This window comes from Plesiomonas sp. ZOR0011 (assembly GCF_000800945.1).
Taxonomy (GTDB): domain Bacteria; phylum Pseudomonadota; class Gammaproteobacteria; order Enterobacterales; family CAMTGL01; genus Plesiomonas; species Plesiomonas shigelloides.
Map to the genome: position 1 here is coordinate 27,301 of NZ_JRKB01000109.1, position 23,750 is coordinate 51,050.

General features: G+C 54.0%; 22 protein-coding genes and 1 tRNA gene. 11 read left to right on the plus strand and 12 right to left on the minus strand.

What is annotated here, in order from left to right:
• Positions 1-189: 189 nt before the first annotated feature.
• Together L975_RS16255 and aspA are read right to left on the minus strand one after the other, a co-directional pair.
• Positions 190-1,488: an anaerobic C4-dicarboxylate transporter gene (locus tag L975_RS16255; RefSeq protein WP_010864804.1), complete on the minus strand. Its 1,299-nt coding sequence runs from the start codon at positions 1,486-1,488 to the stop codon at positions 190-192.
• A gap of 114 nt (positions 1,489-1,602) precedes the next feature.
• Positions 1,603-3,036, minus strand: coding sequence for an aspartate ammonia-lyase (gene aspA / locus L975_RS16260; protein WP_010864803.1), 1,434 nt, complete (start codon positions 3,034-3,036; stop codon positions 1,603-1,605).
• A 302-nt stretch (positions 3,037-3,338) separates the two neighbouring features.
• On the opposite strand from aspA, the gene L975_RS16265 reads away from it, so the two are divergent.
• From L975_RS16265 to groL, 3 genes are all read left to right on the plus strand, one after another.
• Positions 3,339-3,857, plus strand: coding sequence for an FxsA family protein (locus tag L975_RS16265; RefSeq protein ID WP_047709321.1), 519 nt, complete (start codon positions 3,339-3,341; stop codon positions 3,855-3,857).
• A 312-nt stretch (positions 3,858-4,169) separates the two neighbouring features.
• Positions 4,170-4,463 (plus strand): co-chaperone GroES, encoded by a 294-nt coding sequence (locus L975_RS16270; protein WP_010864801.1) that lies wholly within the window; start codon positions 4,170-4,172, stop codon positions 4,461-4,463.
• A gap of 53 nt (positions 4,464-4,516) precedes the next feature.
• Positions 4,517-6,163, plus strand: a complete 1,647-nt coding sequence (groL, locus tag L975_RS16275) for a chaperonin GroEL (RefSeq protein WP_010864800.1) — start codon at positions 4,517-4,519, stop codon at positions 6,161-6,163.
• Positions 6,164-6,465: 302 nt separating this feature from the next.
• Here groL and L975_RS16280 read toward each other — a convergent pair whose 3' ends face one another.
• Positions 6,466-6,798, minus strand: coding sequence for a hypothetical protein (locus L975_RS16280; protein WP_039046340.1), 333 nt, complete (start codon positions 6,796-6,798; stop codon positions 6,466-6,468).
• A gap of 435 nt (positions 6,799-7,233) precedes the next feature.
• On the opposite strand from L975_RS16280, the gene L975_RS17825 reads away from it, so the two are divergent.
• From L975_RS17825 to L975_RS16290, 3 genes are all read left to right on the plus strand, one after another.
• On the plus strand, positions 7,234-7,365 hold the full coding sequence (locus tag L975_RS17825; protein WP_010864798.1) for an entericidin A/B family lipoprotein: 132 nt from the start codon (positions 7,234-7,236) through the stop codon (positions 7,363-7,365).
• 41 nt (positions 7,366-7,406) lie between these two features.
• Entirely contained in the window at positions 7,407-7,760 is a 354-nt protein-coding gene (locus L975_RS16285; protein ID WP_010864797.1) for a DMT family protein, read from the plus strand.
• Positions 7,761-7,874: 114 nt separating this feature from the next.
• Positions 7,875-8,159, plus strand: a complete 285-nt coding sequence (locus L975_RS16290; RefSeq protein ID WP_047709322.1) for a pyrimidine/purine nucleoside phosphorylase — start codon at positions 7,875-7,877, stop codon at positions 8,157-8,159.
• Positions 8,160-8,363: 204 nt separating this feature from the next.
• On the opposite strand, the gene L975_RS16295 is transcribed toward L975_RS16290, so the two are convergent.
• Entirely contained in the window at positions 8,364-9,437 is a 1,074-nt protein-coding gene (locus L975_RS16295) for a DUF2157 domain-containing protein (protein WP_052181552.1), read from the minus strand.
• Between the two features lie 142 nt (positions 9,438-9,579).
• On the opposite strand from L975_RS16295, the gene L975_RS16300 reads away from it, so the two are divergent.
• Together L975_RS16300 and sugE are read left to right on the plus strand one after the other, a co-directional pair.
• Positions 9,580-10,788, plus strand: coding sequence for an MFS transporter (locus L975_RS16300; RefSeq protein WP_052181553.1), 1,209 nt, complete (start codon positions 9,580-9,582; stop codon positions 10,786-10,788).
• 116 nt (positions 10,789-10,904) lie between these two features.
• Positions 10,905-11,219, plus strand: a complete 315-nt coding sequence (sugE, locus tag L975_RS16305) for a quaternary ammonium compound efflux SMR transporter SugE (protein ID WP_047709323.1) — start codon at positions 10,905-10,907, stop codon at positions 11,217-11,219.
• A gap of 159 nt (positions 11,220-11,378) precedes the next feature.
• Here the strand turns inward: sugE and L975_RS16310 are convergent, their stop codons facing one another.
• The 5 genes from L975_RS16310 to frdA form a co-directional block, all read right to left on the minus strand.
• Positions 11,379-11,951, minus strand: a complete 573-nt coding sequence (locus tag L975_RS16310) for a lipocalin family protein (protein ID WP_052181554.1) — start codon at positions 11,949-11,951, stop codon at positions 11,379-11,381.
• A 214-nt stretch (positions 11,952-12,165) separates the two neighbouring features.
• A complete protein-coding gene (gene frdD / locus L975_RS18250) occupies positions 12,166-12,525 on the minus strand; it encodes a fumarate reductase subunit FrdD (RefSeq protein WP_010864790.1) in 360 nt (119 codons plus the stop codon).
• A 12-nt stretch (positions 12,526-12,537) separates the two neighbouring features.
• Positions 12,538-12,936: a fumarate reductase subunit FrdC gene (gene frdC, locus L975_RS18255; protein ID WP_010864789.1), complete on the minus strand. Its 399-nt coding sequence runs from the start codon at positions 12,934-12,936 to the stop codon at positions 12,538-12,540.
• Positions 12,937-12,944: 8 nt separating this feature from the next.
• The gene (locus L975_RS16325; protein WP_010864788.1) at positions 12,945-13,679 is read right to left on the minus strand and encodes a succinate dehydrogenase/fumarate reductase iron-sulfur subunit; all 735 of its coding nucleotides are present in this window, start codon (positions 13,677-13,679) and stop codon (positions 12,945-12,947) included.
• The gene (gene frdA / locus L975_RS16330) at positions 13,679-15,472 is read right to left on the minus strand and encodes a fumarate reductase (quinol) flavoprotein subunit (RefSeq protein ID WP_010864787.1); all 1,794 of its coding nucleotides are present in this window, start codon (positions 15,470-15,472) and stop codon (positions 13,679-13,681) included. The genes L975_RS16325 and frdA overlap by 1 nt, the downstream gene beginning before the upstream one ends.
• Positions 15,473-15,864: 392 nt before the next feature.
• On the opposite strand from frdA, the gene epmA reads away from it, so the two are divergent.
• Positions 15,865-16,839: an elongation factor P--(R)-beta-lysine ligase gene (epmA, locus tag L975_RS16335; protein ID WP_010864786.1), complete on the plus strand. Its 975-nt coding sequence runs from the start codon at positions 15,865-15,867 to the stop codon at positions 16,837-16,839.
• A 286-nt stretch (positions 16,840-17,125) separates the two neighbouring features.
• Here epmA and mscM read toward each other — a convergent pair whose 3' ends face one another.
• The 3 genes from mscM to rsgA form a co-directional block, all read right to left on the minus strand.
• Positions 17,126-20,479, minus strand: coding sequence for a miniconductance mechanosensitive channel MscM (mscM, locus tag L975_RS16340; RefSeq protein ID WP_052181555.1), 3,354 nt, complete (start codon positions 20,477-20,479; stop codon positions 17,126-17,128).
• Positions 20,480-20,556: 77 nt separating this feature from the next.
• Positions 20,557-21,477 (minus strand): archaetidylserine decarboxylase, encoded by a 921-nt coding sequence (gene asd, locus L975_RS16345; protein ID WP_047709324.1) that lies wholly within the window; start codon positions 21,475-21,477, stop codon positions 20,557-20,559.
• 328 nt (positions 21,478-21,805) lie between these two features.
• Complete coding sequence (gene rsgA / locus L975_RS16350) at positions 21,806-22,849, minus strand: small ribosomal subunit biogenesis GTPase RsgA (RefSeq protein ID WP_010864782.1); 1,044 nt, start codon at positions 22,847-22,849, stop codon at positions 21,806-21,808.
• A gap of 86 nt (positions 22,850-22,935) precedes the next feature.
• Between rsgA and orn the strand changes: the two genes are divergently transcribed.
• Both orn and L975_RS16360 read left to right on the plus strand, forming a co-directional pair.
• Positions 22,936-23,481: an oligoribonuclease gene (orn, locus tag L975_RS16355; RefSeq protein WP_047709325.1), complete on the plus strand. Its 546-nt coding sequence runs from the start codon at positions 22,936-22,938 to the stop codon at positions 23,479-23,481.
• Between the two features lie 196 nt (positions 23,482-23,677).
• Positions 23,678-23,750 (plus strand) — tRNA-Gly (locus L975_RS16360).

A 23,750-nucleotide genomic window follows, 5' to 3' on the forward strand; every position in this document is an offset into this window, starting at 1 on the left:
TCCAATGTCGGCGAAGGCATGGTCTACCGGCTTGGTCGCGTGGGGCGGTTCAGTATTACTCGTGGTCAGTATGGTATGTGGAAGGAAGAGAAGATTACGAAGATCGCGAACAAGCGAATGGGGGCCAAAACAACAACAGGCACCGCATGGGTGCCTGTTGTCAGGTTTAACCTGTGGCGCTAAGTGCGATTACAGCACCATGCCACCGACCAGGAAACCGAACAGTACGGACAGACCGATACACAGCACACCCGGGATCATGAACGGGTGGTTGAATACCGCTTTACCGATACGAGTCGAACCGGTGTCATCCATTTCTACCGCCGCCAACAGGGTTGGGTAGGTTGGCAGAACGAACAGAGCAGAAACTGCTGCGAAAGAGGCGATAGCGGTAACTGGTGCTACGCCCAGCGCCAGCGCTGCAGGCAGCAGAGCTTTAGCGGTTGCCGCTTGGGAGTACAGCAGCATCGCAGCGAAGAACAGAACCACAGCCAGCATCCAAGGATATTGGTTCAGGATTGAGCTTGCGGTTTCCTTGATGCCGTCTAAGTGCGCAGCAACGAAGGTATCACCCAGCCAAGCCACACCCATCACACAGATACAGGCAGACATACCCGATTTGAAGGTTGCGGCGTTAACAATCTTACCCGAGTCAACTTTGCACAGTACGGTGATCGCGGTTGCTGCAGTCAGCATGAACGCAATGATCGCATCGTTACGTGGCATTACTGGGGTTTCAATCAGGCCCACAGTTGGGGAGATTGCCGTGGCGTAAGCCATTACCGCCAGAATAGCGACCAGGAATATACCCACAGACAGCTTGGCACCTGGCAGCAGGGTCACTTCTTTAGTGCCACGCAGTTTGATTTGGCCTTTAGCCAGACGCTCTTGGTATACCGGGTCATCTTTCAGTTCACAACCTAAGAAGTTGGTCACGAAAGAGGTCAGGATCACCGCAGCCAGCGTCGTGGAGATACAGATCCCCAGAATTTGCAGGTAGCTCACACCCAGCGGCTCCATGATGCCAGAGAAGAACACCACGGCAGCGGATACTGGAGAGGCAGTGATTGCAATCTGGGAAGACACTACTGCGATAGACAGTGGACGAGACGGACGAATTCCCTGCTCTTTCGCCACTTCAGCAATGACCGGCAGAGTAGAGAACGCGGTGTGACCGGTACCGGCCAGCAGCGTCATGAAATAGGTCACCAGCGGTGCTAAGAAAGTGATTTGTTTTGGGTGCTTACGCAGCAGTTTTTCTGCTTCGCTCACCAGATAATCCATACCGCCAGCGATTTGCATTGCTGCGATGGCAGAAATTACCGCCATGATAATCAGGATAACATCCCAAGGAATATTACCCGGCTTCACGCCCATTAACGCGAGAACCAGAACACCTAGACCGCCTGCAAAGCCGATCCCGATGCCACCAATACGCGCACCAATAAAAATGCCGATGAGAACAACGGCTAACTCCATCCACATCATAGTGATATCTTCTCCAAAAGGTGTCGGACGACAAGAATCCTTTATTTGTAATAACGACACCAACTGAACTACAAAAAGCCGGCAGAAGCCGGCTTTATTGTACGTTCGAGCTGATTACGCCTCTTCTTCCGTGAAACGTTTTGCTTTGTACTGAGGGTTCATCAGGTTTTCAACGGACAGGATGTCGTCCAGTTGTTCCTCAGTCAGCAGACCGCGCTCCAGAACGACTTCACGTACGCCCTTGCCGGTTTCAGCACAAATTTTACCTACGATGTCACCGTTGTGGTGGCCAATGAACGGGTTCAGGTAAGTTACGATCCCGATAGAGTTGAACACGTAGGCAGCACATTTTTCTGGGTTAGCAGTAATGCCATCAACGCAGAAGTCACGCAGGTTCACGCACGCGTTCGCCATGATAGAGATGGACTCGAACATCGCTTGGCCAATTACTGGCTCCATTACGTTCAGCTGCAGCTGGCCGGCTTCGGCAGCGAAAGTGATAGCGGTGTCGTTACCGATCACTTTGAAGCAAACCTGGTTCACCACTTCTGGGATCACTGGGTTAACTTTAGCTGGCATGATGGAAGAACCGGCTTGCAGTTCTGGCAGGTTGATTTCTTTCAGACCAGCGCGTGGGCCGGAAGACAGCAGACGCAGGTCGTTACAGATCTTAGACAGCTTAACGGCAGTACGCTTGATAGCACCGTGAACCATGACGTAAGCGCCACAGTCAGAGGTGGCTTCGATCAGGTCTTCAGAGATCACGCATGGCAGACCAGTCACGTTAGACAGGTGGCCAATGATGGTTGAAGAGTAACCTTCTGGCGTGTTCACACCGGTACCGATCGCAGTCGCGCCCAGGTTCACTTCCAGCAGCAGCTCAGCAGTACGCTTCAGGTTGCGGATTTCTTCTTGCATCAGTACGGAGAACGCGTGGAATTCCTGACCCAGGGTCATTGGAACCGCGTCCTGCAGCTGGGTACGACCCATCTTCAGTACTTTTGCAAATTCGGTCGCTTTGTTATCGAAGCCCACTTTCAGGTATTCGATCTTCTCAATCAGCTGCATGATGCTGTTGTACACAGCGATACGGAAGCCGGTTGGGTAAGCGTCGTTGGTAGACTGGCTGGCGTTTACGTGGTCGCATGGGTTGATCACGTCGTAACGGCCTTTTTCCAGACCCATCAGTTCCAGCGCAACGTTAGCTACAACTTCGTTGGTGTTCATGTTTACGGAAGTACCGGCGCCGCCCTGATATACGTCAGTCGGGAACTGGTCCATGCACTTGCCAGTAGTCAGAATCAGATCACAGGCTTTAACAATCATGTCGCCGACATTCGCTGGGATTGCGCCCAGTTCTTTGTTGGCCAGCGCAGTGGCTTTCTTCACCATCACCATGCCGCGTACGAACTCTGGTACGTCAGAAATAGTGGTGTTGGAGATGTTAAAGTTCTCGATAGCGCGCAGAGTATGGATGCCGTAGTAAGCATCAGCAGGAACTTCGCGGGTACCCAGCAGGTCTTCTTCGATACGAATATTGTTAGCCATAATAGGTAAACCTTGAATGTACGGGTAATGAGTTTGTTAAAGTATAGTGTGTCGTTTTTATGCAAAACGGCAGGAAAAATTACCGTTCTTCCCTGAAAGTGTAGGTGATCTTATTGGAATGGCCGGGGGAAAAATTTACCTAGATCACTTTTTGTTGCATGTTACCTAAATAGAGTTAATAAATGTGATCCCACTCACGTGTCATCGAGGGTGAAATCCCTCTACAGTGAGCGGCGGATTGAAATTACGGTCAATCGCCCCCATCTTACTATTTAACGCTATTACGCATCGAGGAGCACATAGTGCGTCTTTTCTTTCTGCTGTTGCTGTTATTTCTGCCGTTTATTGAGATAACGATATTTATTCAGGTCGCTGATCAGATTGGCGGCTGGACAACGCTGGCACTGGCTTTGCTGGCATCGATGGTGGGGGTATCGCTGATCCGCAGTAAAGGGGTCAAGACGCTGATGCTTATCCAGCAAAAACTGGCGCAGGGTGAAATGCCGGCCCAAGAAGTGGTGCAGGCCGGTATGCTGGTTATCGCCGGTATTTTGCTGATTATCCCCGGCTTTTTAACCGATTTTGTGGCGTTGATTCTGCTGCTGCCGTGGGTACAAAAGGCGCTGGCGCATTGGGTGCTGCCGCGAATGCAAATTATTGGCACCGGCAGTGCAGGCTTTACCCCGTTTGGTGGCGAGGATAATCGCAGCGGTCATCGCACCTTTGATGGTGAGTTTGAGCGTAAAGACCCGCCGACTCATCAGGGCGATCACAGCCAGCAAGGGCCAGATGACCACGATCAGCCGCCACGCCTACATTAATCATGAAGGTAGGCATGTATGCCGGCATCGTGACGCGGTCTTCATCGCTATGTGCATGAATGCGTAAGCTGGGCATGTAACGCTGTAAAGCTCTCGGGGATGAATGTGATCGATTTCGCCATTCATCCCTTTTTTATGCCGGAATAAAAAATTTTTTGTTTGCCCCCTTGAAGCCGGCGCGGGAGTCCCCCATTTCAATTACCACAAGCGCGGCAGGCCTTAGGCCGGTCGCCACCTTTGAAACTACATATGAAACTACACAGCCGGTATGGAATTCCGGGTGTTAAATTTGTTATCTGGAGAGTAGAAACGATGAACATTCGTCCACTGCATGACCGTGTAATCATTAAGCGCAAAGAAGTTGAATCCAAGTCTGCTGGCGGCATCGTATTGACCGGATCAGCAGCGGGTAAGTCTACCCGGGGTGAAGTGTTGGCTGTCGGTAACGGCCGCATTCTGGACAACGGCGAAGTGAAGCCGTTGGACGTAAAAGTAGGTGACATCGTTATTTTCAACGATGGCTACGGCGTGAAGAGCGAGAAAATTGACGGCGAAGAAGTGCTGATCATGTCCGAAAGCGACATCCTGGCGATCGTTCAGGCCTGATAATCGCTCACTGCTTTTAACCCTTAACACAATTTTTGAAGGAAGAATCTGTCATGGCTGCAAAAGACGTGAAGTTTGGCAATGATGCACGCGTAAAAATGCTGCGTGGTGTAAACGTACTGGCTGACGCGGTAAAAGTAACACTGGGCCCGAAAGGCCGTAACGTGGTACTGGATAAATCTTTCGGTGCGCCAACTATCACTAAAGACGGTGTGTCTGTAGCACGTGAAATCGAACTGGAAGACAAGTTCGAGAACATGGGTGCGCAGATGGTGAAAGAAGTTGCCTCTAAAGCGAACGATGCGGCAGGTGACGGTACTACCACTGCCACCGTACTGGCGCAGGCTATCGTGAACGAAGGTCTGAAAGCTGTTGCTGCGGGCATGAACCCAATGGATCTGAAGCGCGGTATCGACAAAGCGGTGATTGCTGCGGTTGAAGAGCTGAAAGCGCTGTCTGTTCCTTGTGCTGATACCAAAGCTATCGCTCAGGTAGGTACCATCTCTGCTAACTCCGATGAGACTGTGGGCACCCTGATTGCTGAAGCTATGGAGCGCGTAGGTAAAGAAGGCGTGATCACCGTAGAAGACGGCACCGGCCTGCAAGACGAGCTGGACGTGGTAGAAGGTATGCAGTTCGACCGCGGTTACCTGTCTCCATACTTCATCAACAAGCCAGAAACTGGCTCTGCTGAGCTGGATAACCCATTCATCCTGCTGGTAGATAAGAAGATCTCCAACATCCGTGAACTGCTGCCAGTTCTGGAAGCGGTAGCCAAGTCTGGTAAGCCACTGATGATCATCGCGGAAGATGTCGAAGGTGAAGCGCTGGCAACGCTGGTAGTGAACACCATGCGCGGTATCGTGAAAGTGGCTGCTGTTAAAGCGCCAGGTTTCGGTGACCGTCGTAAAGCAATGCTGCAAGATATCGCGACCCTGACCAACGGTACCGTGATCTCTGAAGAGATCGGTATGGAGCTGGAAAAAGCGACTCTGGAAGACCTGGGCCAAGCTAAGCGCGTTGTGATCACCAAAGACAACACCACCATCATCGATGGCGTGGGTGATGAAGCCGCTATCCAAGGCCGCGTAGCGCAGATTCGTCAGCAGATCGAAGAAGCCACTTCTGACTACGACCGTGAAAAACTGCAAGAGCGCGTAGCGAAACTGGCTGGCGGTGTTGCTGTGATCAAAGTCGGTGCTGCTACCGAAGTGGAAATGAAAGAGAAGAAAGCGCGCGTAGAAGATGCCCTGCACGCAACTCGTGCTGCGGTAGAAGAAGGCGTGGTTGCTGGTGGCGGTGTTGCTCTGGTGCGTGTTGCTAGCAAGCTGGTTGGCCTGACTGGTCAAAACGAAGAGCAAAACGTGGGTATCCGCGTAGCTCTGCGTGCGATGGAAGCGCCTCTGCGTCAGATCGTGATTAACGCGGGTGAAGAAGGCTCTGTGGTTGCGAACAACGTGAAAGCGGGCGAAGGTAACTACGGTTACAACGCAGCGACCGAAGAGTACGGTGACATGCTGGAAATGGGTATCCTGGATCCAACCAAGGTAACCCGTTCTGCACTGCAGTACGCAGCTTCCGTAGCCGGTCTGATGATCACTACCGAGTGCATGGTTACTGACATGCCGAAGGAAGAGAAAGCTGACATGGGCGCCGGTATGGGCGGCATGGGCGGTATGGGCGGTATGGGCATGATGTAATGCCTATACCTGACCTGTTCAGTGTATAAAAAAGAAAAACCCACCGTTAGGTGGGTTTTTTTATGGCGCTTATTTTTATGGAGCCCATTATTTATGCGGCTCTGTGATTTATGAAGCTCTGTGCGCAGTAATACGGCGTAAGAGTCATTACTGCGGTGCGCCGCGCTATCTGTTGCTATCACTGTTTATGGTTGTATCTGTCTGAGCTTATTATCGCCGGATCTTCGTTTATTTCTCGTGCATGTTTCGTATACAAGAAAGCGCTTACGGGCGATGAGGCCAATACCGCAAGAGCTTAATCTTTAACTGGCTTGCTGGATTCCCCGCAGCTGACAGCGCAGCTCGCTACGTAACAGCTCCAGCTTGTGCGCCAGTGTTGAAATGTGCACGTCAATCAGTGGGCTATCGGCCTGCATTTTCAGACCATCGAGCTCATACAATAACTCTTCCACATACGGACGAAAGCGCTGGCTACGGCTGTGAAAGCCTTGCGGCAGACTGAATAGGGCGCGGCGTGGGCTACGCTGCTGGCGAGGTTGGCGCAAAATAAAATCGTCTACCGTAGTGGCTTGATTCAGGGTTTGCCATAGATGGTGCTGGATCTGATGCAGAATTTGTTCGGGGTTGTTCAACATGCGCTACGTCCTTGTGTTGGTTCGGCCTGCTCTGGCAGGCACTGCTGATGCTCGGCATCACGGTGTATGATAGACGATGCACTGTGGTATCCACGGCGGAATCGGCTATCGCTGGCAGGGGGAAATCCGTCCGCCCTGAAAAGTGCCGTTAGCATGATGAGCGCATTGGGCTCACGGCTATTGGCGGCGTTCTTCGTGAACACCTTTCTTTGAGGCTAGTCGATCTTTAGCGTCGGTGCTGTGATTTTGTGCGAGTTACCTCTGGTTTTATGCGGTTTTGTGGCAGCGATTGCGCTTTTTGCTGGAAGCTGGCGTATTGTCAGACCAAGCAAATTCACGCCGACAGGATGGGAAGGCGGGGACGGTTATAATAAAATCAGACGTCTGTAGAGCTTGAATCTGGCCACCGGCCAGAGTGAACGCGTGAGGATAACCATGAAACCACGTATGATCTGGCTAGTTGTACCGTTACTGCTGGCATTTTTGACCACCGGTTGTGAGACCACCAAAGGGTTTGGTCGTGATGTGCAAAAATTAGGTAGCTCTATTCAGCGCGCCGTCGATTAAGGCCGTTAATTGTTGAAGTACACCGTTAAAAAAGGAATGTTATGCCGCCGCTGGTAACAACCATAGGCCTGTTGTGTCTGAGCAATATCTTTATGACCTTTGCTTGGTATGGCCACCTGAAAAACTTCGCCCATAAACCTTGGTTGTTTGCTGCGCTGATTAGTTGGGGCATTGCCTTGTTTGAATATTTGCTGCAAGTGCCGGCTAATCGCATTGGTTATACCGTCGCATCGCCAGGGCAGCTTAAAATTATCCAAGAGGTGATTTCGCTGTCGGTGTTTGTGCCGTTCTCGTTGTACTACCTGAAAGAGCCGTTTCGGATGGACTTTGTCTGGGCCGGTTTATGCCTGCTGGGCGCGGTGTTCTTCATGTTTCGCGATAAGATCATGGGCTAACCGGGCACGGGTTTTGCGGCGTGGTTTTTATCTAGTCAGAACAAAAAATCACCGGTATGCTGCCGACTGCAGGCTTGGGATCAGCCGAGCCATTTTGACAGGGAGAGTAACAACATGCTGGAAGTGAACGACTATTTTGCTGGGCAGGTTAAATCCATCGGTTTTCAAGATGGTGAGCGTCGGGCTACCGTTGGTGTGATGGCGCCGGGCGAGTACCGCTTTAATACCGGCGCGCCGGAAGTGATGGTGGTGCTGCGCGGTGCGCTGACGGTGCGTCTGCCGGGTAGCGATGCGTGGCAGACCTTTGCGGCGGGCAGTGAGTTTCATGTCCCTGGTGACAGCGCCTTTGATCTGCAAGTGGCGCAAGATACTGCCTACTTGTGCCAGTTTGGTGGCTAAGCTGAGCTGAGCTGAGCAATGTAACAAGTCATGTGCGAGTCACTAGTCATCAGATAAGCCGCGCCAATGATCGCGGCATACGTTTAGATACACACGCCGAGATACAGACCGATTCGCATCGACGATAGTTGCTCGATTGCATAGCCCCGCATACGCGGGGCTATAATTTTTGCAGCGTCCGTAGTTATTACGATTTAGCCGCGCTTAGGCATCCAGATGCAAGCGGCGGCGCACCCAATTGGCAATCGCCACTTCATGCTGCTGCCATTTGACGCCAAGGCCAATCACCAACAGCCCTGCCGCGCACAGAATAAACGGGAACAGCGTGCTGTCTGCAAACAGTGACCACGCTAGATAGCCAAAATAGGCAAACACACCCAGCGTGCCATACAGGGTAAATACCCGCCGGTTCAACAGCGGCCCCAGCAGCATCAAGCCTAAATTCAGTAAACAGTAAATAAAGCGTCCCAGCTCGCTGTGACTGTCGAGCAAGGTCAGGCTAGTCCAACAGATGGTTAGCGCACTGACATACCACCAGTGAGCATAATCGGGCTGACGCCGATAGCGATGATCCAGCCAGCCGGCGATCCCTAACATGCCAACGCCAATCAGCAGTGACAGCAGACACTGACGACGCCAGCTGCTATGCCACCAACTCAACAGATCGAGCGCGTTATGCAGCAGCGTGACCCACAGCAGTAAACTCAGTGGCAGCATCAACAGTGGTGCGCGGTAGCGCCACACCATCGCCAGACCGGTCAGCAAGCCGAGCACTTCCAACGATAACCAACGCCGATCGGCCATGCCCGGATAATCGAGATAAAACAGCGGCAGACGGGTGTGCGGATCATCCCACCATCCCCAGTGCATTTGTAACCCGAGCAAAATCAGCGGCGCGGTCAGCATCACGACCGTAGCGCATAAGGCCGCTGGCAATGGGTAACGACGCCGGTGCAGCACTTCTGCTAGCAGGAGTGCAATCAGCAGTAAAGCGGCGGACAACGTGCTGTAGGTCAGTGGGCCAAAGCGTGACCAACTTTGCTGCATAAAGACGGTCATCGCGCCAATCGCCAGTAAGCCGCCTAAGGTGTACAGCACCTGCGCGATGGTAAAACGCGAGCTCGGTGTTGGCGCTTGTTGGCAGACAAACTGCCATAGCGCCGCGGCTTGTCCGGGTTGCAGGATCTGTTGCTGCTCGGCCGCGCTCAGCAGTTGCGGCGTGAGCTGACGTGGCCGCGTGTCCTGTTCAGGCGTGGTCACGGGAGTCGTGTGTGGCATCATCGTTCCTTGTGGTGAGAGCGGAATCGGTAAAATCTGCCCTGACGCATATTCTGCTGAGATTATAACCATTATAGTGACGGACTGGGTGCAGTGATTTGGCGCACTGAACGTATCGGTCGCCCCGAGGTAAGGACACAACATGATCACGCAGGGAAGCCGCGATTACCGGCGCGCCACCGCCGCGCTGGCGCTATCCTCTTTTCTGGTCTTTTGTAATTTGTACGCACCACAACCGATGTTGCCGCTGCTGGCGGCGCAGTTCGGTGCCAGTGCCAGCGAGGTGAACGGCATCTTTGCTGGCGCGTCGCTCGGGTTAAGCCTGAGTTTGCTGCCGTGGGCGATCGCCGCCGACGCGCTCGGTCGGCGTCGCATCATGCTGTGTAGCTTAGGGCTGTCGTTAGGGACGGCGCTGGCGCTGCTGTTGGCGCAGAGCCTCAGCAGCTGGATTGTGCTGCGGGTGATCCAAGGCATTGGATTGGCCGGTTTTCCTGCCGTGGCGGTGGCCTACATGGCCGAAGAGTTTGAGTCTAAAGCCTTTATGCGGGCGGTGGGCAGTTATGTGGCCGCCAATTCGGTGGGCGGAATCGCGGGGCGTTTGATTGGCGGTGGGATGTCACAGTGGTTTGGTATTGAAGCTACGGTGTGGACACTGGCGCTGCTCACCGCGGCTGGTGTATCGCTGGTGGCCGTGTTATTACCTAAACCGCAGCATTTTCGTGCACAAGCCTTACGGCCGCGCGCACTGTTTGGCACCTTGTTGCGCCACCTACGCAATCCTTATCTGTGGCCGGTGTTTTTAATCAGCATGCTGGCGTTTGGTATTTTCATCAATCTGTTTTCGGTACTGACCTTTCGCTTACACGGCGCGCCGTGGCATCTGCCAGCCAGTGCGTTGTCATTGCTGTTTTTATGCTATTTAAGCGGCACGGTGTCGGCCAGTTTAGCCGGCCATTGGAGCGTGCGCTATTCGGTTCCGGCGGGGATGGCGCTGGGTGTGGGGTGTTTGCCGGGCGGCACATTGCTGACGTTGAGTTTGCAGCTGTGGGTGATCATTGCCGGACTGTTGATTAATAGTATCGGTTTTTTCCTGCTGCACTCATTAGCCAGCGCTTGGGTCGGTAAGCATGCCGGTGAAGGGCGTGCGATGGCCAGCGCGCTGTATTTAATGTTCTACTATTTTGGCTCTGCCGCCGGCGGTTTTTATCTGCTGTACTGGTGGGGAAGCGGCAACTGGCCAGCAGTAGTGGCCGCGGCGGTGGCCGCCTTGTTACTGATCCCCGGCTTGCTTTATGCGCTGCGCCGGCGCAATCTACCTAGCGACCTCGACTCTTCGCGTCAGCATTGCTAGTTTCTTTCTCGTGCGGCCCAGAGTCGCACGTTGTCTATTCAGTCCCGGGACGACCCGGTATGACTGCCTTTCGTATGGGGACGACCCCGAAGAATGCCATGGAGGAGTGTAGGACTATGGCGTGGGTATACCTGATTATTGCAGGTATCTTTGAAGTGTGTTGGGCGCTGGCCTTAAAAGCCAGCCATGGGTTTAGCCGTCCGTTACCGACGGTGATTTTTGCCTTAACCATCAGTGGTAGCATGGTGTTGCTGGCAATGGCGATGCGTCAGTTACCAGCGGGCAGCGCTTATGCGGTGTGGACTGGTATCGGCGCGGTTGGAACGGCCATCATGGGCATCATTTTGTTTGGCGAGTCCGCTTCTTTGGTGCGGGTCGGCAGTTTGGTGCTGATTGTGTGCGGGATCTTGGGGCTAAAATTCAGTAGTTGAGTTGCGCGAATATCTTCGTTGACCGGTCGAGCGGTGTATTCTCCACCGCTGATGGCCACCATCCCTGAACTTTATTATTGATGTCGGTGAGTGCGCCGCGATGCCTGTTTTTATCCTTGTCTGACAAGGGATGACTGGCGTGCGGCGCTGTCGCTTGGTTTAGGGTACCGGTGTGCTTGCCAGTTCACTTTGTGGTCGCGGAGCGCGCTGGTCGGTAAAAATCAGGGCGTCGGTGGCAAAACCGGCCGCTTTGGCTTGCTGTAAGAGCGCGTCGAGCTCGGCGGTGGGCAGAGTTGGCGTGCGGGCCAAGATCCACAGGTATTCATGGCTCGGGCCGCTGATCAGCGCATAGTGGTAGTCGTCAGACAGTTTAAGGATATGGTAGCCACCGTAAAACGGGCCGAAAAAGGAGACTTTCAGTGAGCCCGGCATATCGGGCGCCAGTGAATAGGCTTTGCCCTCAGCAACTTGCCAGCGCTGTTTCGCGGGGTCAAACCCACGGTTGATGACGCGGATCCCGCCATCATCACGCGGCAGATAGTCGGCTGTGACGTGGGTCAGGCCGCGCTCGAACGAGTGGTCGAGGCGCGCAATTTCGTACCACGTACCTTGATAGCGCGTCAGATCCAGTTGTTGAATCGGCTTGGCGCCGGGCGGAACTTGCGTACAGGCGGTTAACAGTGCGGTTAACCACAAGGTAGCGGCGGAGAGCAGGGCGCGAGGTGATAGCATTGGCCTATCCTTAGCAAAATGCCTAAGCAAGATGAGAGTCATGCACAGCATCAGTGCCGTACAGCTTTCGGTATCTCTGGTTTAGGTATAGCAAGGATAGGGATAAAAAAATACCCGGCGATGCCGGGTATTTTTATCTCTCGCGGAGATCGCGCGGATATCGAACGCATGTCGAGGCGAACCGTGACCAGCACGTTTCGCCTCGCTAGTAGGATTACAGCGTGAATACCACGATCAGCGCCAGCAGGCTGTAGATCGCAGACAGACCGTAAAACACCAGTTTACCCGCCGGTACGTGCACTTTCAGATCGTGCATCGCGTGGTGGATACGGTGCATACCACACCAGATAGGCAGGATCAGCATACCCAGCATGAACAGACGACCGATGATGCTCTGAGCAAAGCCCAGTACGCGCTCGTAGCTCATCGCACCATCCGGCAGCATACCCAGTGGCAGCATGATGCCGACCAGCAGGATGATCACCGGAGAAACGATGGCGCTCCACATACCGCCCGCACCGAACAGGCCCCAAAATACCGGTTCGTCAGAACGCTGAGGGATTGATGGTTTCATCCTCTTCCTTCCTTAAATCAGTACGATAGCCAGGGCAAAAATAGTGAATGCCACCATTACTGCCCACAGTGCTTTAACAATTTTGCTCTCAGGCAGTTTTTCATCATTAATGATGATCATCTGTGCCTTCGGTGCCAGGTTGAACCAGGTTGCGGTGTGCAGTAGGGTCATACCCAGAGCAATCAGGTTCAGCAGCAGAACGATAGGGTTTTGCAGGAAGCCGACAAAGCTATACCAGCTGTCTACACCACCGCGCAGAGCAAACATGCCGTACAGCAGAACCAGACCGAACCATACGGTTGGTACAGCGCTGCCTTCACGGATCATGTAGAACTTGTAAAAGCCCAGTTTCTGCCACCAGTTCGCTTTCATCTCGCGAACATAAGGTTTACGTTTGGAGATAGTGCTCATTTCTTTCCTCACTGTGGCTTCAGCATGGCGATCATGAAGTCTTTGGCACTTTCTACCTTGCCCTGCTGGATAGCAGCGGCTGGGTCAACGTGCTTCGGACACACTTCAGAGCAATAACCGACGAACGTACAGCTCCACACACCGTTTTTGCCGTTCAGAACTGGCATACGCTCAGCTTGACCGTGGTCACGGCTGTCAGTGTTGTAACGCTGTGCCAGAGCCAGTACACCAGGACCTACGAACTCTGGGTTCAGGCCAAACTGCGGGCAGGCTGCGTAGCACAGACCACAGTTGATGCACATAGAGAACTGACGGTATTTCTCCAGCTGAGCCGGGGTCTGAACGTTTGGACCTTCAGACACTTTACGGTCATTACCGATGATGTATGGCTTGATGGATTCCAGACTCTCGATGAAGTGAGTCATGTCAACCACCAGGTCACGCTCGATCGGGAAGTTGGCCAGCGCTTCGATGCGCATGCCTTCGTCGGCGTAGTCACGCAGGAAAGTCTTACAAGCCAGCTTAGGCACGTTGTTAACCATCATGCCGCAAGAGCCGCAGATGGCCATACGGCAGGACCAACGGTAAGACAGATCGCTGTCGAGGTTGTCTTTGATATAGCCTAACGCATCCAGCAGGGAAGTGGCGTTGTCGTATGGTACATCAAAGGTCTGGAAATAAGGCGCGGTATCCTGTTCAGGATTGTAGCGCATCACTTCCATCTTCAGAGTACGGCTTGCCATTATGCCTGCTCCTTCTTCTGCTTTTCTTGGTCTTCTGCTTCAGCGCCGTATACACGCTTGGCAGGCTGGGACTTGGTGATGCATACATCGCTGTATTCCAGACGCGGCGCGCCGCCGTCTTCGCTACGGAAGGCCAGAGTATGCTTCAGGAAGTTCACGTCATCACGCTCGGTATAGCCTTCGTCCAGACGCTGGTGCGCACCACGAGACTCTTTACGCGCCAGCGCAGAGTTCGCCATGGCATCGGCCACGTCCAGGCTGTAACCCACTTCGATGGCGTACAGCAGATCCGTGTTGAACACACTGGAGCGGTCTTTGATAGACACTTTCTTGATACGTTCTTTCAGCTCAGCCAGCTTATCAACGGTGGCTTGCATCAGATCTTCGGTACGGTAGATACCGCAACCTTCTTCCATGGACATGCCCATCTCGTCACGGATCTTCGACCAGGACTCATTACCTTCCTGATTCAGAACGCTGTGCAGACGGTTTTCGATGTCTTTGGCTTGTGCATTCAGAGCTGCATCGTTGGCTTCGCCCATTTCAGCGGCGCGTGCCACGGCATTTTCACCGGCCAGACGACCGAATACCACGATTTCAGCCAGTGAGTTAGAACCCAGACGGTTCGCACCGTGCAGACCCACAGAAGAACACTCACCCACTGCGAACAGACCCTTGATGCGGGTTTCGCACTGGTTATCGGTTTCGATACCACCCATGGTGTAGTGTACGGCTGGACGTACTGGGATTGGCTCTTTAACCGGATCCACGCCCACGTAAGCTTTCGCCAGTTCACAGATGAATGGCAGACGCTCGTTGAGGTACTTAGCCCCCAGATGACGCAGGTCCAGATGTACCGCATCGCCCAGAGGGGTAGAGATGGTGCGGCCTGCGCGCCACTCGTGCCAGAACGCCTGAGAAACTTTGTCACGTGGACCCAGTTCCATGTACTTGTTCTTCGGCTGACCGACTGGGGTTTCTGGTCCCAGACCGTAGTCTTGCAGGTAACGGTAGCCGTCTTTGTTCACCAGAATACCACCTTCACCACGGCAGCCTTCGGTCATCAGGATACCTGAGCCCGGCAGACCGGTTGGGTGGTACTGAACGAATTCCATGTCACGCAGAGGTACGCCATGACGGTAAGCCATCGCCATACCATCACCAGTTACGATACCGCCGTTGGTGTTGTAACGGTAAACACGGCCGGCACCACCGGTAGCCAGGATCACGCTGTTGGCGCGGATCTGTACCAGAGTACCTTCCATCATGTTCATTGCGACCAGACCACGGGCTTCGCCGTTGTCTACCAGCAGGTCCAGTACGAAGTGCTCGTCAAAGCGCTGGATTTGTGGATATTGGATAGACGTCTGGAACAGGGTATGCAGCATATGGAAGCCGGACTTATCCGCAGCAAACCAAGTACGCTCAATTTTCATACCGCCGAAGCGACGTACGTTTACAGAACCATCCGGACGACGGCTCCACGGACAACCCCACTGCTCCAGTTGGGTCATCTCAATCGGTGAGTGTTTAACGAAGTATTCGACTACGTCTTGTTCACACAGCCAATCACCACCGGATACGGTATCGTTGAAGTGGTTGTCGTAGCTGTCATGATCCAGTGCTACCGCTGCGGAGCCACCTTCGGCTGCAACGGTGTGACTGCGCATAGGGTATACCTTGGATACCAACGCGATCTTCAGATTAGGGTTGGCTTCGGCTGCGGCAATTGCGGCACGCAAGCCCGCACCACCCGCACCAATGATAGCGATGTCTGCGGTAAAGGTCTGCACAGCATTCCTCCGAAATATTGGACAAATTATAGTCGTCGGGATTAAAAAAAATAAATAAGGGGGAAATCCTCGGTTTCAGCGCGGCTATTGTAGTCATCGCACCTGTAACAAAACTTGATTTAGTTACCTGTTTTGAGAGTTTACTCACTCGAAAGAGTGAGCAAGATTTGATTTCGTGATCGAGCGCAAAAAACCGCACGGAGTCACAAAAATAGTGAATTTAAGAATTAATTTACATTAGTGCTTCATTTTTTCACTAAAGCGAAACCCCACGGCGGAATTTTTACATTTAAATGACGGCCAGACAGAGGAAATGCCGCCAAGGATTTGTCTGATGACGGACTCGCGGGTAGACTGCGGCACCAATTACGAGTGTTTATCCAGAGGAAATCATGAGCGAATCGGTGAACTGGCAGCCTTCAGCGCCAATGAGCAATCTGCTAAAGCGTGCCTCCATGCTGGCAGATGTGCGTCGTTTCTTTGCTGATCGGGGTGTGCTGGAAGTCGAAACGCCGGCTATGAGTCAGACTACCTTAGCGGATGTATACCAATTTCCGTTTCAACTGGAATACCAAGGCTGTGATGATTGTGAGAGCCAGAAACTGTATCTGGTCACCAATCCTGAATATCACATGAAACGCCTGTTGGCCGCGGGAAGCGGTCCGATTTTCCAGTTAGGTCGCTCATTTCGTAACAAGGATGCCGATAGCCGACATAATCCGGAATTTACCATCTTGGAATGGTACCGGCCGTGCTTTGATATGTACCGTCTGATGAATGAAGTGGACGATCTGCTGCAGCAGATCCTCGACTGTGAACCGGCGGAAAGTCTTTCTTATCAGCAAGCCTTCTTGCGTCATTTGGATATTGACCCGCTGTCAGCAGATAAAGCGGTGTTGGCTGAGCTGGTTGAAGCTAAAGGGCTAACAGATCTGCTAGAAGGGGAAGAGCGCGATTGCCTGCTGCACGTGCTGTTCCAGCGCGAAGTGGTGCCGAATCTGGGCCAAGAGAAACCGGTCTTTGTGTATCACTTCCCAGCCAATCAGGCGGAGCTGGCGCAAATCAGTTCGGAAGATCACCGCGTTGCTGAGCGTTTTCAGGTGTTTTATCACGCCATGGAGTTGGCAGATGGCTTCCATGAGCTGAGTGACATTGAAGAGCTGCGCAAACGCTTAGAGCAGGAAAATATCAAGCGGGCGGCACGTAACTTACCGACTTACCCCATTGATGAGCGTCTGATGGCCGCCGTGGCCGCCGGTATGCCGGATTGCTCGGGAGTTGCGCTGGGCGTTGAACGTTTGCTGATGGTGGCCGTGAATGCCGAAGATATCAGTGAAGTGATGGCATTTCCGGTCTCGATCGCGTGAATATTATCGCGTGAGTGTTGCTGAAGCGCGATAATTTATCGTTTATTGCTAGCGAGCAGACAAAAACGGCAGTCCATTAGGACCGCCGTTTTTTTATTTTTGCCGTGCCAGCTTGTGCAAAACCTGCGGTCTGGCACGGCAATATGCGGGGGAGAGCGTGGCAGAAAACGGAAGGGCTGAAACCGATTTCTGTGCAGTCCTTGTACAATAAAGGAGAACTCACTTAAATGCAATGAGTTCTCATTATCATTTGCTGGCAAATCTAATTAGCGAGGAAGGCCACCCGCTAGATCGTCATCACATTACTCACCGCGCTGCGGCGTAGCGCTTCACTGGCCGGCATCTTCTCCACCCGAATCTGACTGGGCGGATACGGCAGTTCCAGTTCATGGGCGTGGAACAGAGCCAAGATCTGCTTGTGCAGCTCATGGCGAATAGGCATTCGATGGCCCATTTCTGCCGCGTACAAGCGGATCTCATAGAGCGGGATCCCTTGCTGCAAGTCGACCAGATACACCTCGGGTGCTGGGGTTTCCAAGGCATTCGGTGTATTTCGCGCGGCTTGCTCTATCAAACTGGTGACGAGTTGCGTATCGGCATGTTGCGGGGCGGGGATCCGCAGCACGATGCGGGTGATCGGATCGGATAGCGACCAGTTGATGAACTGCTCGGTGATAAAGGCCTTGTTCGGCACAATGATCTCTTTGCGATCCCAATCGGCAATAGTGGTGGCACGGGTGTTGATTTTGGTCACCGTACCGGTCAGATCGCGAATCGTCACCGTATCGCCAATGCGGATTGGCTTTTCAAACAAAATAATCAGGCCAGAGATAAAGTTGGCGAAGATCTCTTGCAAACCAAAACCGAGACCGACACCGAGCGCCGCCACTAACCACTGCAACTTAGCCCAATCCACCCCAATCATCGAGGCGGTGATCATCACCCCGAATAAAATGATCGAGTACTTGGTTAAAGTGGTAATGGCATAACCGGTTCCCGGGGTCAGATCCAGATGCTGTAACAGTGCCAGCTCCATCAGCGCTGGCAGGTTACGGATGATCTTGGCGGTAATGATCAGCGCCAGACCGGCCAGCAGCAGCGAGCCCAGCGTAATCGGCTGGACGCTTTCGACCCCATTGGTGATGTCGATGACATTCCACAGGTTGATGTTATCCAAGAAGGCAAACGCCGAGCGCAGCTCAGACCAAATCAACATCAGCGAGCCGAGGGCGGCCAACGAGATCATCGAGCGCATCAGCTGCAAGGATTTGGCGCTGATCACATCCAGATCGATCACCGGCTCTTCAATCATGTCCTGCGCACCATCATTGCTGGTGGCATGCTCATCATCGTTACTGCGTGCCCGTTGCGCCAAGATCTCAGAGCGGCGCTGCTTGGCTCGCTCAAAGGCGATACGCCGGCGTTGGATCCACATCCAGCGACGGGTCAGGTAGTAGAACAGCAATAAGAACAGCCATACCACCAACGACACCTCCACCCGCGCCAGCAGCGCCCGTGAGGTCGACAGATAGCCTAAGCAGGTGAACAAAATCGCCAGTGGCGGCGTGGCTAACACCACGCCCCACAGCAAGTAGTTAATCAGGTTCTGCCCCGAGCCTTGGGCGTTGAGGTACAGCGGCACTTTGGTGCGCCGTAAGCTGGCGGTCAGTACCATCAGCACGATGCACAGGCCAATAAAGGCCAGTCGTACCAGCGTATCGTTAAACTGGCGATCGTTAAGCGAGCTTAAGGTATCGGCGACACACCACAGCGGCACAAAGCTGGCCAGCGACACGGCGTAATAGCGCATCGCGCGGCCCACTTTCTTGCTGTCCCAACCAAAATGGACGATGAAGAGCCCTTTAGCGCGGGCAAAATTGGCGGTGATCACGAACAAGCTGATCACGATAACCAAATTGATCAGGCTTTCACCAAAGGCAATGGCCACCGGATAGGCCCACGCATTGAGCAGACTGTAACCCACCGCGGCTAGCAGCACCGGCGCGGGCAGGGAAACCCACACCGACCACAGCAAGGTGCGTAGCGTCAGACCGAAGCTGTCTAAGGTCACTTTGCCTACCCGGCTGGCGGCTTTGTCCAGAAAACGGCGGTAGTTACCCATGCTGTAACGGCTGGCGATGCTCACGCCGATAGCGGCCAGCAACCACAAGAGGCTTTCGCTGTGTAAGCTGGCGACAAAACCCTGCGCTATCTGACCGAACACATCCATCGCCACCAGTTGGCGCACATCGTGTAGCACCGCGAGTGGGAAGCCGAGGCCAATCGGGTTTAAGTCTGGCAACCAGAACAGATAGCGATTGGTGGCGACTTTAATTTCGCGCAGCACATCGATTTGTTGGTTCGTGGCCACTTTCAGTTTGGCCAGCTCCAGTATGCTGGTATCGGTGCCGGTGATCAGCGACGTCAGTAAGTCATGGCGGGTCTGATACTGGCTGTTCCAGATGTTACGCAGGTTCTTCGGGAGCGCCTCAATTTGCGTGAGCTGCTCTTCGCTCAGGGGCGTATTTTGCATCTCATCATATTGCAGCCGTTGGGCGCGAATATCCGCCATTTCCCGATCCAATTGCTGTGGTTTGGGCATTTTCGGCAGTTTGGCAATTTGTGAGCGCAAACTCTCGCCGAGGGCGTTGGAAACCGATAACCACTGCGATTGTTCACGGATACTGCTCAGCGCTTGTTTAACCTGATTGATGTCCGCTTGGGTGCTGCGCTGCGCTTCCGCGGTGCGCTCTAAAAAGCTGGCCTGTTGATTGAGCGCCTGTGACAACTGCTGGTTTTGGTTAATCAGCTCGGTGACAAAGGCAGGCAGATCGGCGCTTTGCTCAATTAAGGCGGTACTTTGCTTGAGCGCTTGCTGCGCTTCTTGCTGGCGTTGCTCGTTAAAGGCATTGCGCAGGGCTTGCAGGCGGCTGTCGAGCTGATCGCGCTCCGTGCGCGAGATCTCTTGGCGCAGGCGTGCCAATTCCAACCGGTTGTTGGCCGACAGTTGCTCAAGCTCCAGGGTATCCACTTGAGCCTTGCGCGCAGTTACCTCGGCGCGCAGCGCTTGCTCTTGCGATTGCTGCAACGGGGTATTGCTGCTTGGCGGCAGCGTCGATAAGCGTTGCTCGGCCTGATTGAGGGAGGTGCGCGCTTCACTTTGCCGCGTCGGAATATCGTTCAGCGAATCGATGATGGCCTGAATTTGATCGCTTTCTTGTTGCAGATCGCGCGTCGCCCCCAGCAATTTGCTGTTGGTTTGCAAAATTTGCTGCTCAAGCTCGGCAGTCGTCAGCCCTGCGCCATTGTGGGTATGGCTGGTGCTGTTAGCGCTGCGCTGTAGCTGTTGTAACTGCTGGCGCAATTGGCTGGTGAGGTTGGGATAGTTATCAATCGCCGCCTGATATTCCGTGCGCCGCTTTTGCGCTTCATCACGGGTTTTCAGCCAAGTCAGTGCCGTCTGCAGATTTTCTAAAATCGCTTTTTTATCGGGCAGATTACCGGCTTCGGTGGTGTCGATGGATTGTTGCAGCTTGTCTGCCGGTTGCAACACCTCTGCCTGTAGCGGCAGGCTGTTGACCAGTAAGGCACACAGCAGCAACAAGAGGGAACAATAACGCTGTAAAGGGTGTCGTGACATGCGCGACCTCGCGGAACAAAGACCGCCGCGAACGACGGTCTAAATACTGTTAACGTTCAGCCGCAGGCTGGCGTTAGTCAGGCTCCGGAGTGCGGGGATGCGAGGGTGGTGTCACCTTCAGCAGAACTCGGGGCACTCAGCAGCCGGGCAAAACGCTCGCCCATGCGGGTGGTAACACCTTGCTGTAATGTGCACTCAAATGCAACACTGCCTTCAGGAAACAGGTTGATTACCGTGGAGCCGAGCTTGAAACGGCCCATTTCCTGACCTTTGGTCAGATGTACCGCTTGCTCGTCACCGGCAGCTGGATAGGTCCAGCGCTGCAACTCGCCACGGCGTGGTGGGGTAATGGTTCCCGCCCACACGGTTTCGATGCTGCCGACGATGGTGGCACCGACCAGAATCTGCGCCATTGGGCCGGCGGCGGTATCAAACAAGCAGATCACGCGCTCGTTACGGGCAAACAACCCCGGTACGTTTTCCGCGGTCAGTGGATTCACGGAAAACAGCTCACCCGGCACGTAAATCATCTCGCGCAGAGTGCCATCACACGGCATATGCACGCGGTGATAATCGCGCGGAGACAGGTAAGTGGTGGCAAAGGCGCCATGACGAAAACGTCGTACCCACTCGGTTTGGCCGGCCAGCAGCGTATCCAGTGAATAGTAGTGGCCTTTGGCTTGCAGCAGCAGATCGTCACGCAGTGGGCCAATCTGGCTGATCATGCCGTCAGCGGGCAGGCACAGGCAGTTGTGTGCAAAATCAATTGGACGCGCGCTGTGCTTTAGCGGACGGGTAAAAAATTCGTTGAAACTGGCATAGGCGCTCAGATCGCTCTTTTGCGCTTCTTGCATGTTGATGCCGTAATGACGGGCAAACAGCCGGATCACCCAGTGTGTCAGCGCGCCGGCGTTTTTTTCCGCCGCCCAGCCGGCCAGTTGGGTCAGCCGCTGTTTTGGCAGCAGATACTGCAGTGCAATTTTTACTTGGTTGAACACCTGTAGCTTCTCCGTTCACCTAGAGTCTGTGCGGGCAGTGTCATGGGGCGAAACTTCGTTATGTATCCGAGTTTGCCTGACTGCGTGCGCAGTGCGTATGCATAAAAGGCGCGCATTTTACCCGTAATCCGCCGCCTTGTCAGTGTTGATGCAGGTTGACCGCGCCGGTCAGCTGCGTCATCCCTGCCATTTCTCTTATCACGTCATGCTGATGCGCATGGCATGCGACTCAGGCGATAGCACTAACACTGCGCGCAGCTAGGCGCTGTGTCGCACCGCTTAGCGTACGCAGAAGACGGCCTCACCGCGCAGGGTGAGGCGCACCGAGTTAATTATCGCGCTGTGGGAAGTGGCGGCGGGCACGGGCCAGCAGCATGCTTTCCAAAATGCGGTGATAACTGTCGTAACGGGTTTGGCTGATTTTGCCCGCCTCCACGGCTTCGCGGATCGCGCAGCCTGGGTCGTTATCATGCTTGCAGTCGCGGAATTTGCACAGGCCGAGGTAGTCACGAAACTCGATGAAAGATTCGGTAACTTGCTCCGGATCCAAATGCCACAGACCGAATTCGCGGATCCCTGGGGAGTCAATCAGGTCGCCGCCCTCCAGCAGGTGATACAGACGCGCGGCGGTGGTGGTGTGCTGACCGAGACCCGAGTTATCCGATACCGCGCCGGTACCGGCATTGGCCTCTGGCAGCAAGGCGTTGATCAAGCTGGATTTTCCTACCCCTGATTGACCCACGAAAATGTTGATGCGCTCGCGCAGGGCGTCATTGAGCTCATCCATGCCTTCGCCGGTATGGGAAGACACCCACAAGATGCGATAGCCGATGCTGTGGTATTGCTCCAGGGCTTCGACCGCCCATAAGCGATCTTCGGCGCTCAGCAGATCGACTTTATTCAGCACAATCAGCGGCGCGATGTTGACCTGCTCGCAGGCCACCAGATAACGGTCGATAATATCGGTAGACAGCTCTGGGACTACCGCCGAGACGATCACAATCTGATCGATGTTGGCGGCGACCGCTTTGACGCCGTCATAAAAATCTGGACGGGTAAGCACCGAGTGGCGTTCATGCACGGCTTCGACCACGCCGCTGATCCCGTGAATATGCTCCTTGCCTGGCCGCCAAACCACTTTATCACCGGCCACCAAGCTGTTGATGGCGCGGCGCAGGTTACAGCGGTGCAGGCTGCCGTCTGCGGCCTCGATGTCGGCATGCATACCGAAACGGCTGATGACTACCCCTTCTTGGGCATCGCCGAGCAGGGCATCATCCCATTCCGGATTTTGGTCTTTTTGCTTCAACCGGCGTTGCTGGTTGGCATTGACTCGGCGTTGTTGGCCGAGGGTTAGCTTTTTCTTACTCAAAGTGATTTGCTCTTTGGTAATTACACGCAGGGAGTTTAAACCCTGTATCATACACGCAGTTTGCGAGAAAAAATGCAGGAGTGCCCATGGCCGCTGATAAAGAAAATTTAATCTGGATTGATATGGAAATGACCGGACTCAATCCGGATACCGATAAAGTGCTGGAGATCGCCACCATTGTGACCGACAAGCACTTGAACATTTTAGCCGAAGGGCCGGTACTTGCCATTCATCAGCCTGACGATGTTCTGGCGGGGATGGATGACTGGTGCACCCGCACCCATACCGAAAGTGGTCTGGTGGCCCGCGTGCGCGCCAGCACCTGCAGCGAAGCGCAAGCAGAAGCGCAGACGCTGGATTTTCTGGCGCAGTGGGTGCCTGCGGGCGCGTCACCGATTTGTGGCAACAGCATCGGCCAAGATCGCCGATTCTTGTATCGCCACATGCCGCAGCTGGAGCAGTACTTCCATTACCGTTATCTGGATGTCAGCACCTTAAAAGAGCTGGCGCGTCGCTGGAAGCCTGAAGTTCTGGCTGGTTTTAGCAAGCAAGGCACCCATTTGGCGTTGGATGACATCCGTGAATCTATCGCAGAGCTGCGCTATTACCGCGAGAATTTCATCCGTTTATAAGTGACTTGCGCGCCGTGACGGCAAAATTTGCTGGCAAATTATCCGGATTGGCCGATTTGTCAGCAGACGCGCTGGCGATGACAAGTTTTTTGCTTTAGGGGGTTGCGTCGCGGGGGAATCTCCGTATAATTCGCAGCCCGTAGCAATGATGAATTCGACCTGTTCGAGTACTTCGCTGTTACGCCGTGTAAGTGATGCGGGAATAGCTCAGTTGGTAGAGCACGACCTTGCCAAGGTCGGGGTCGCGAGTTCGAGTCTCGTTTCCCGCT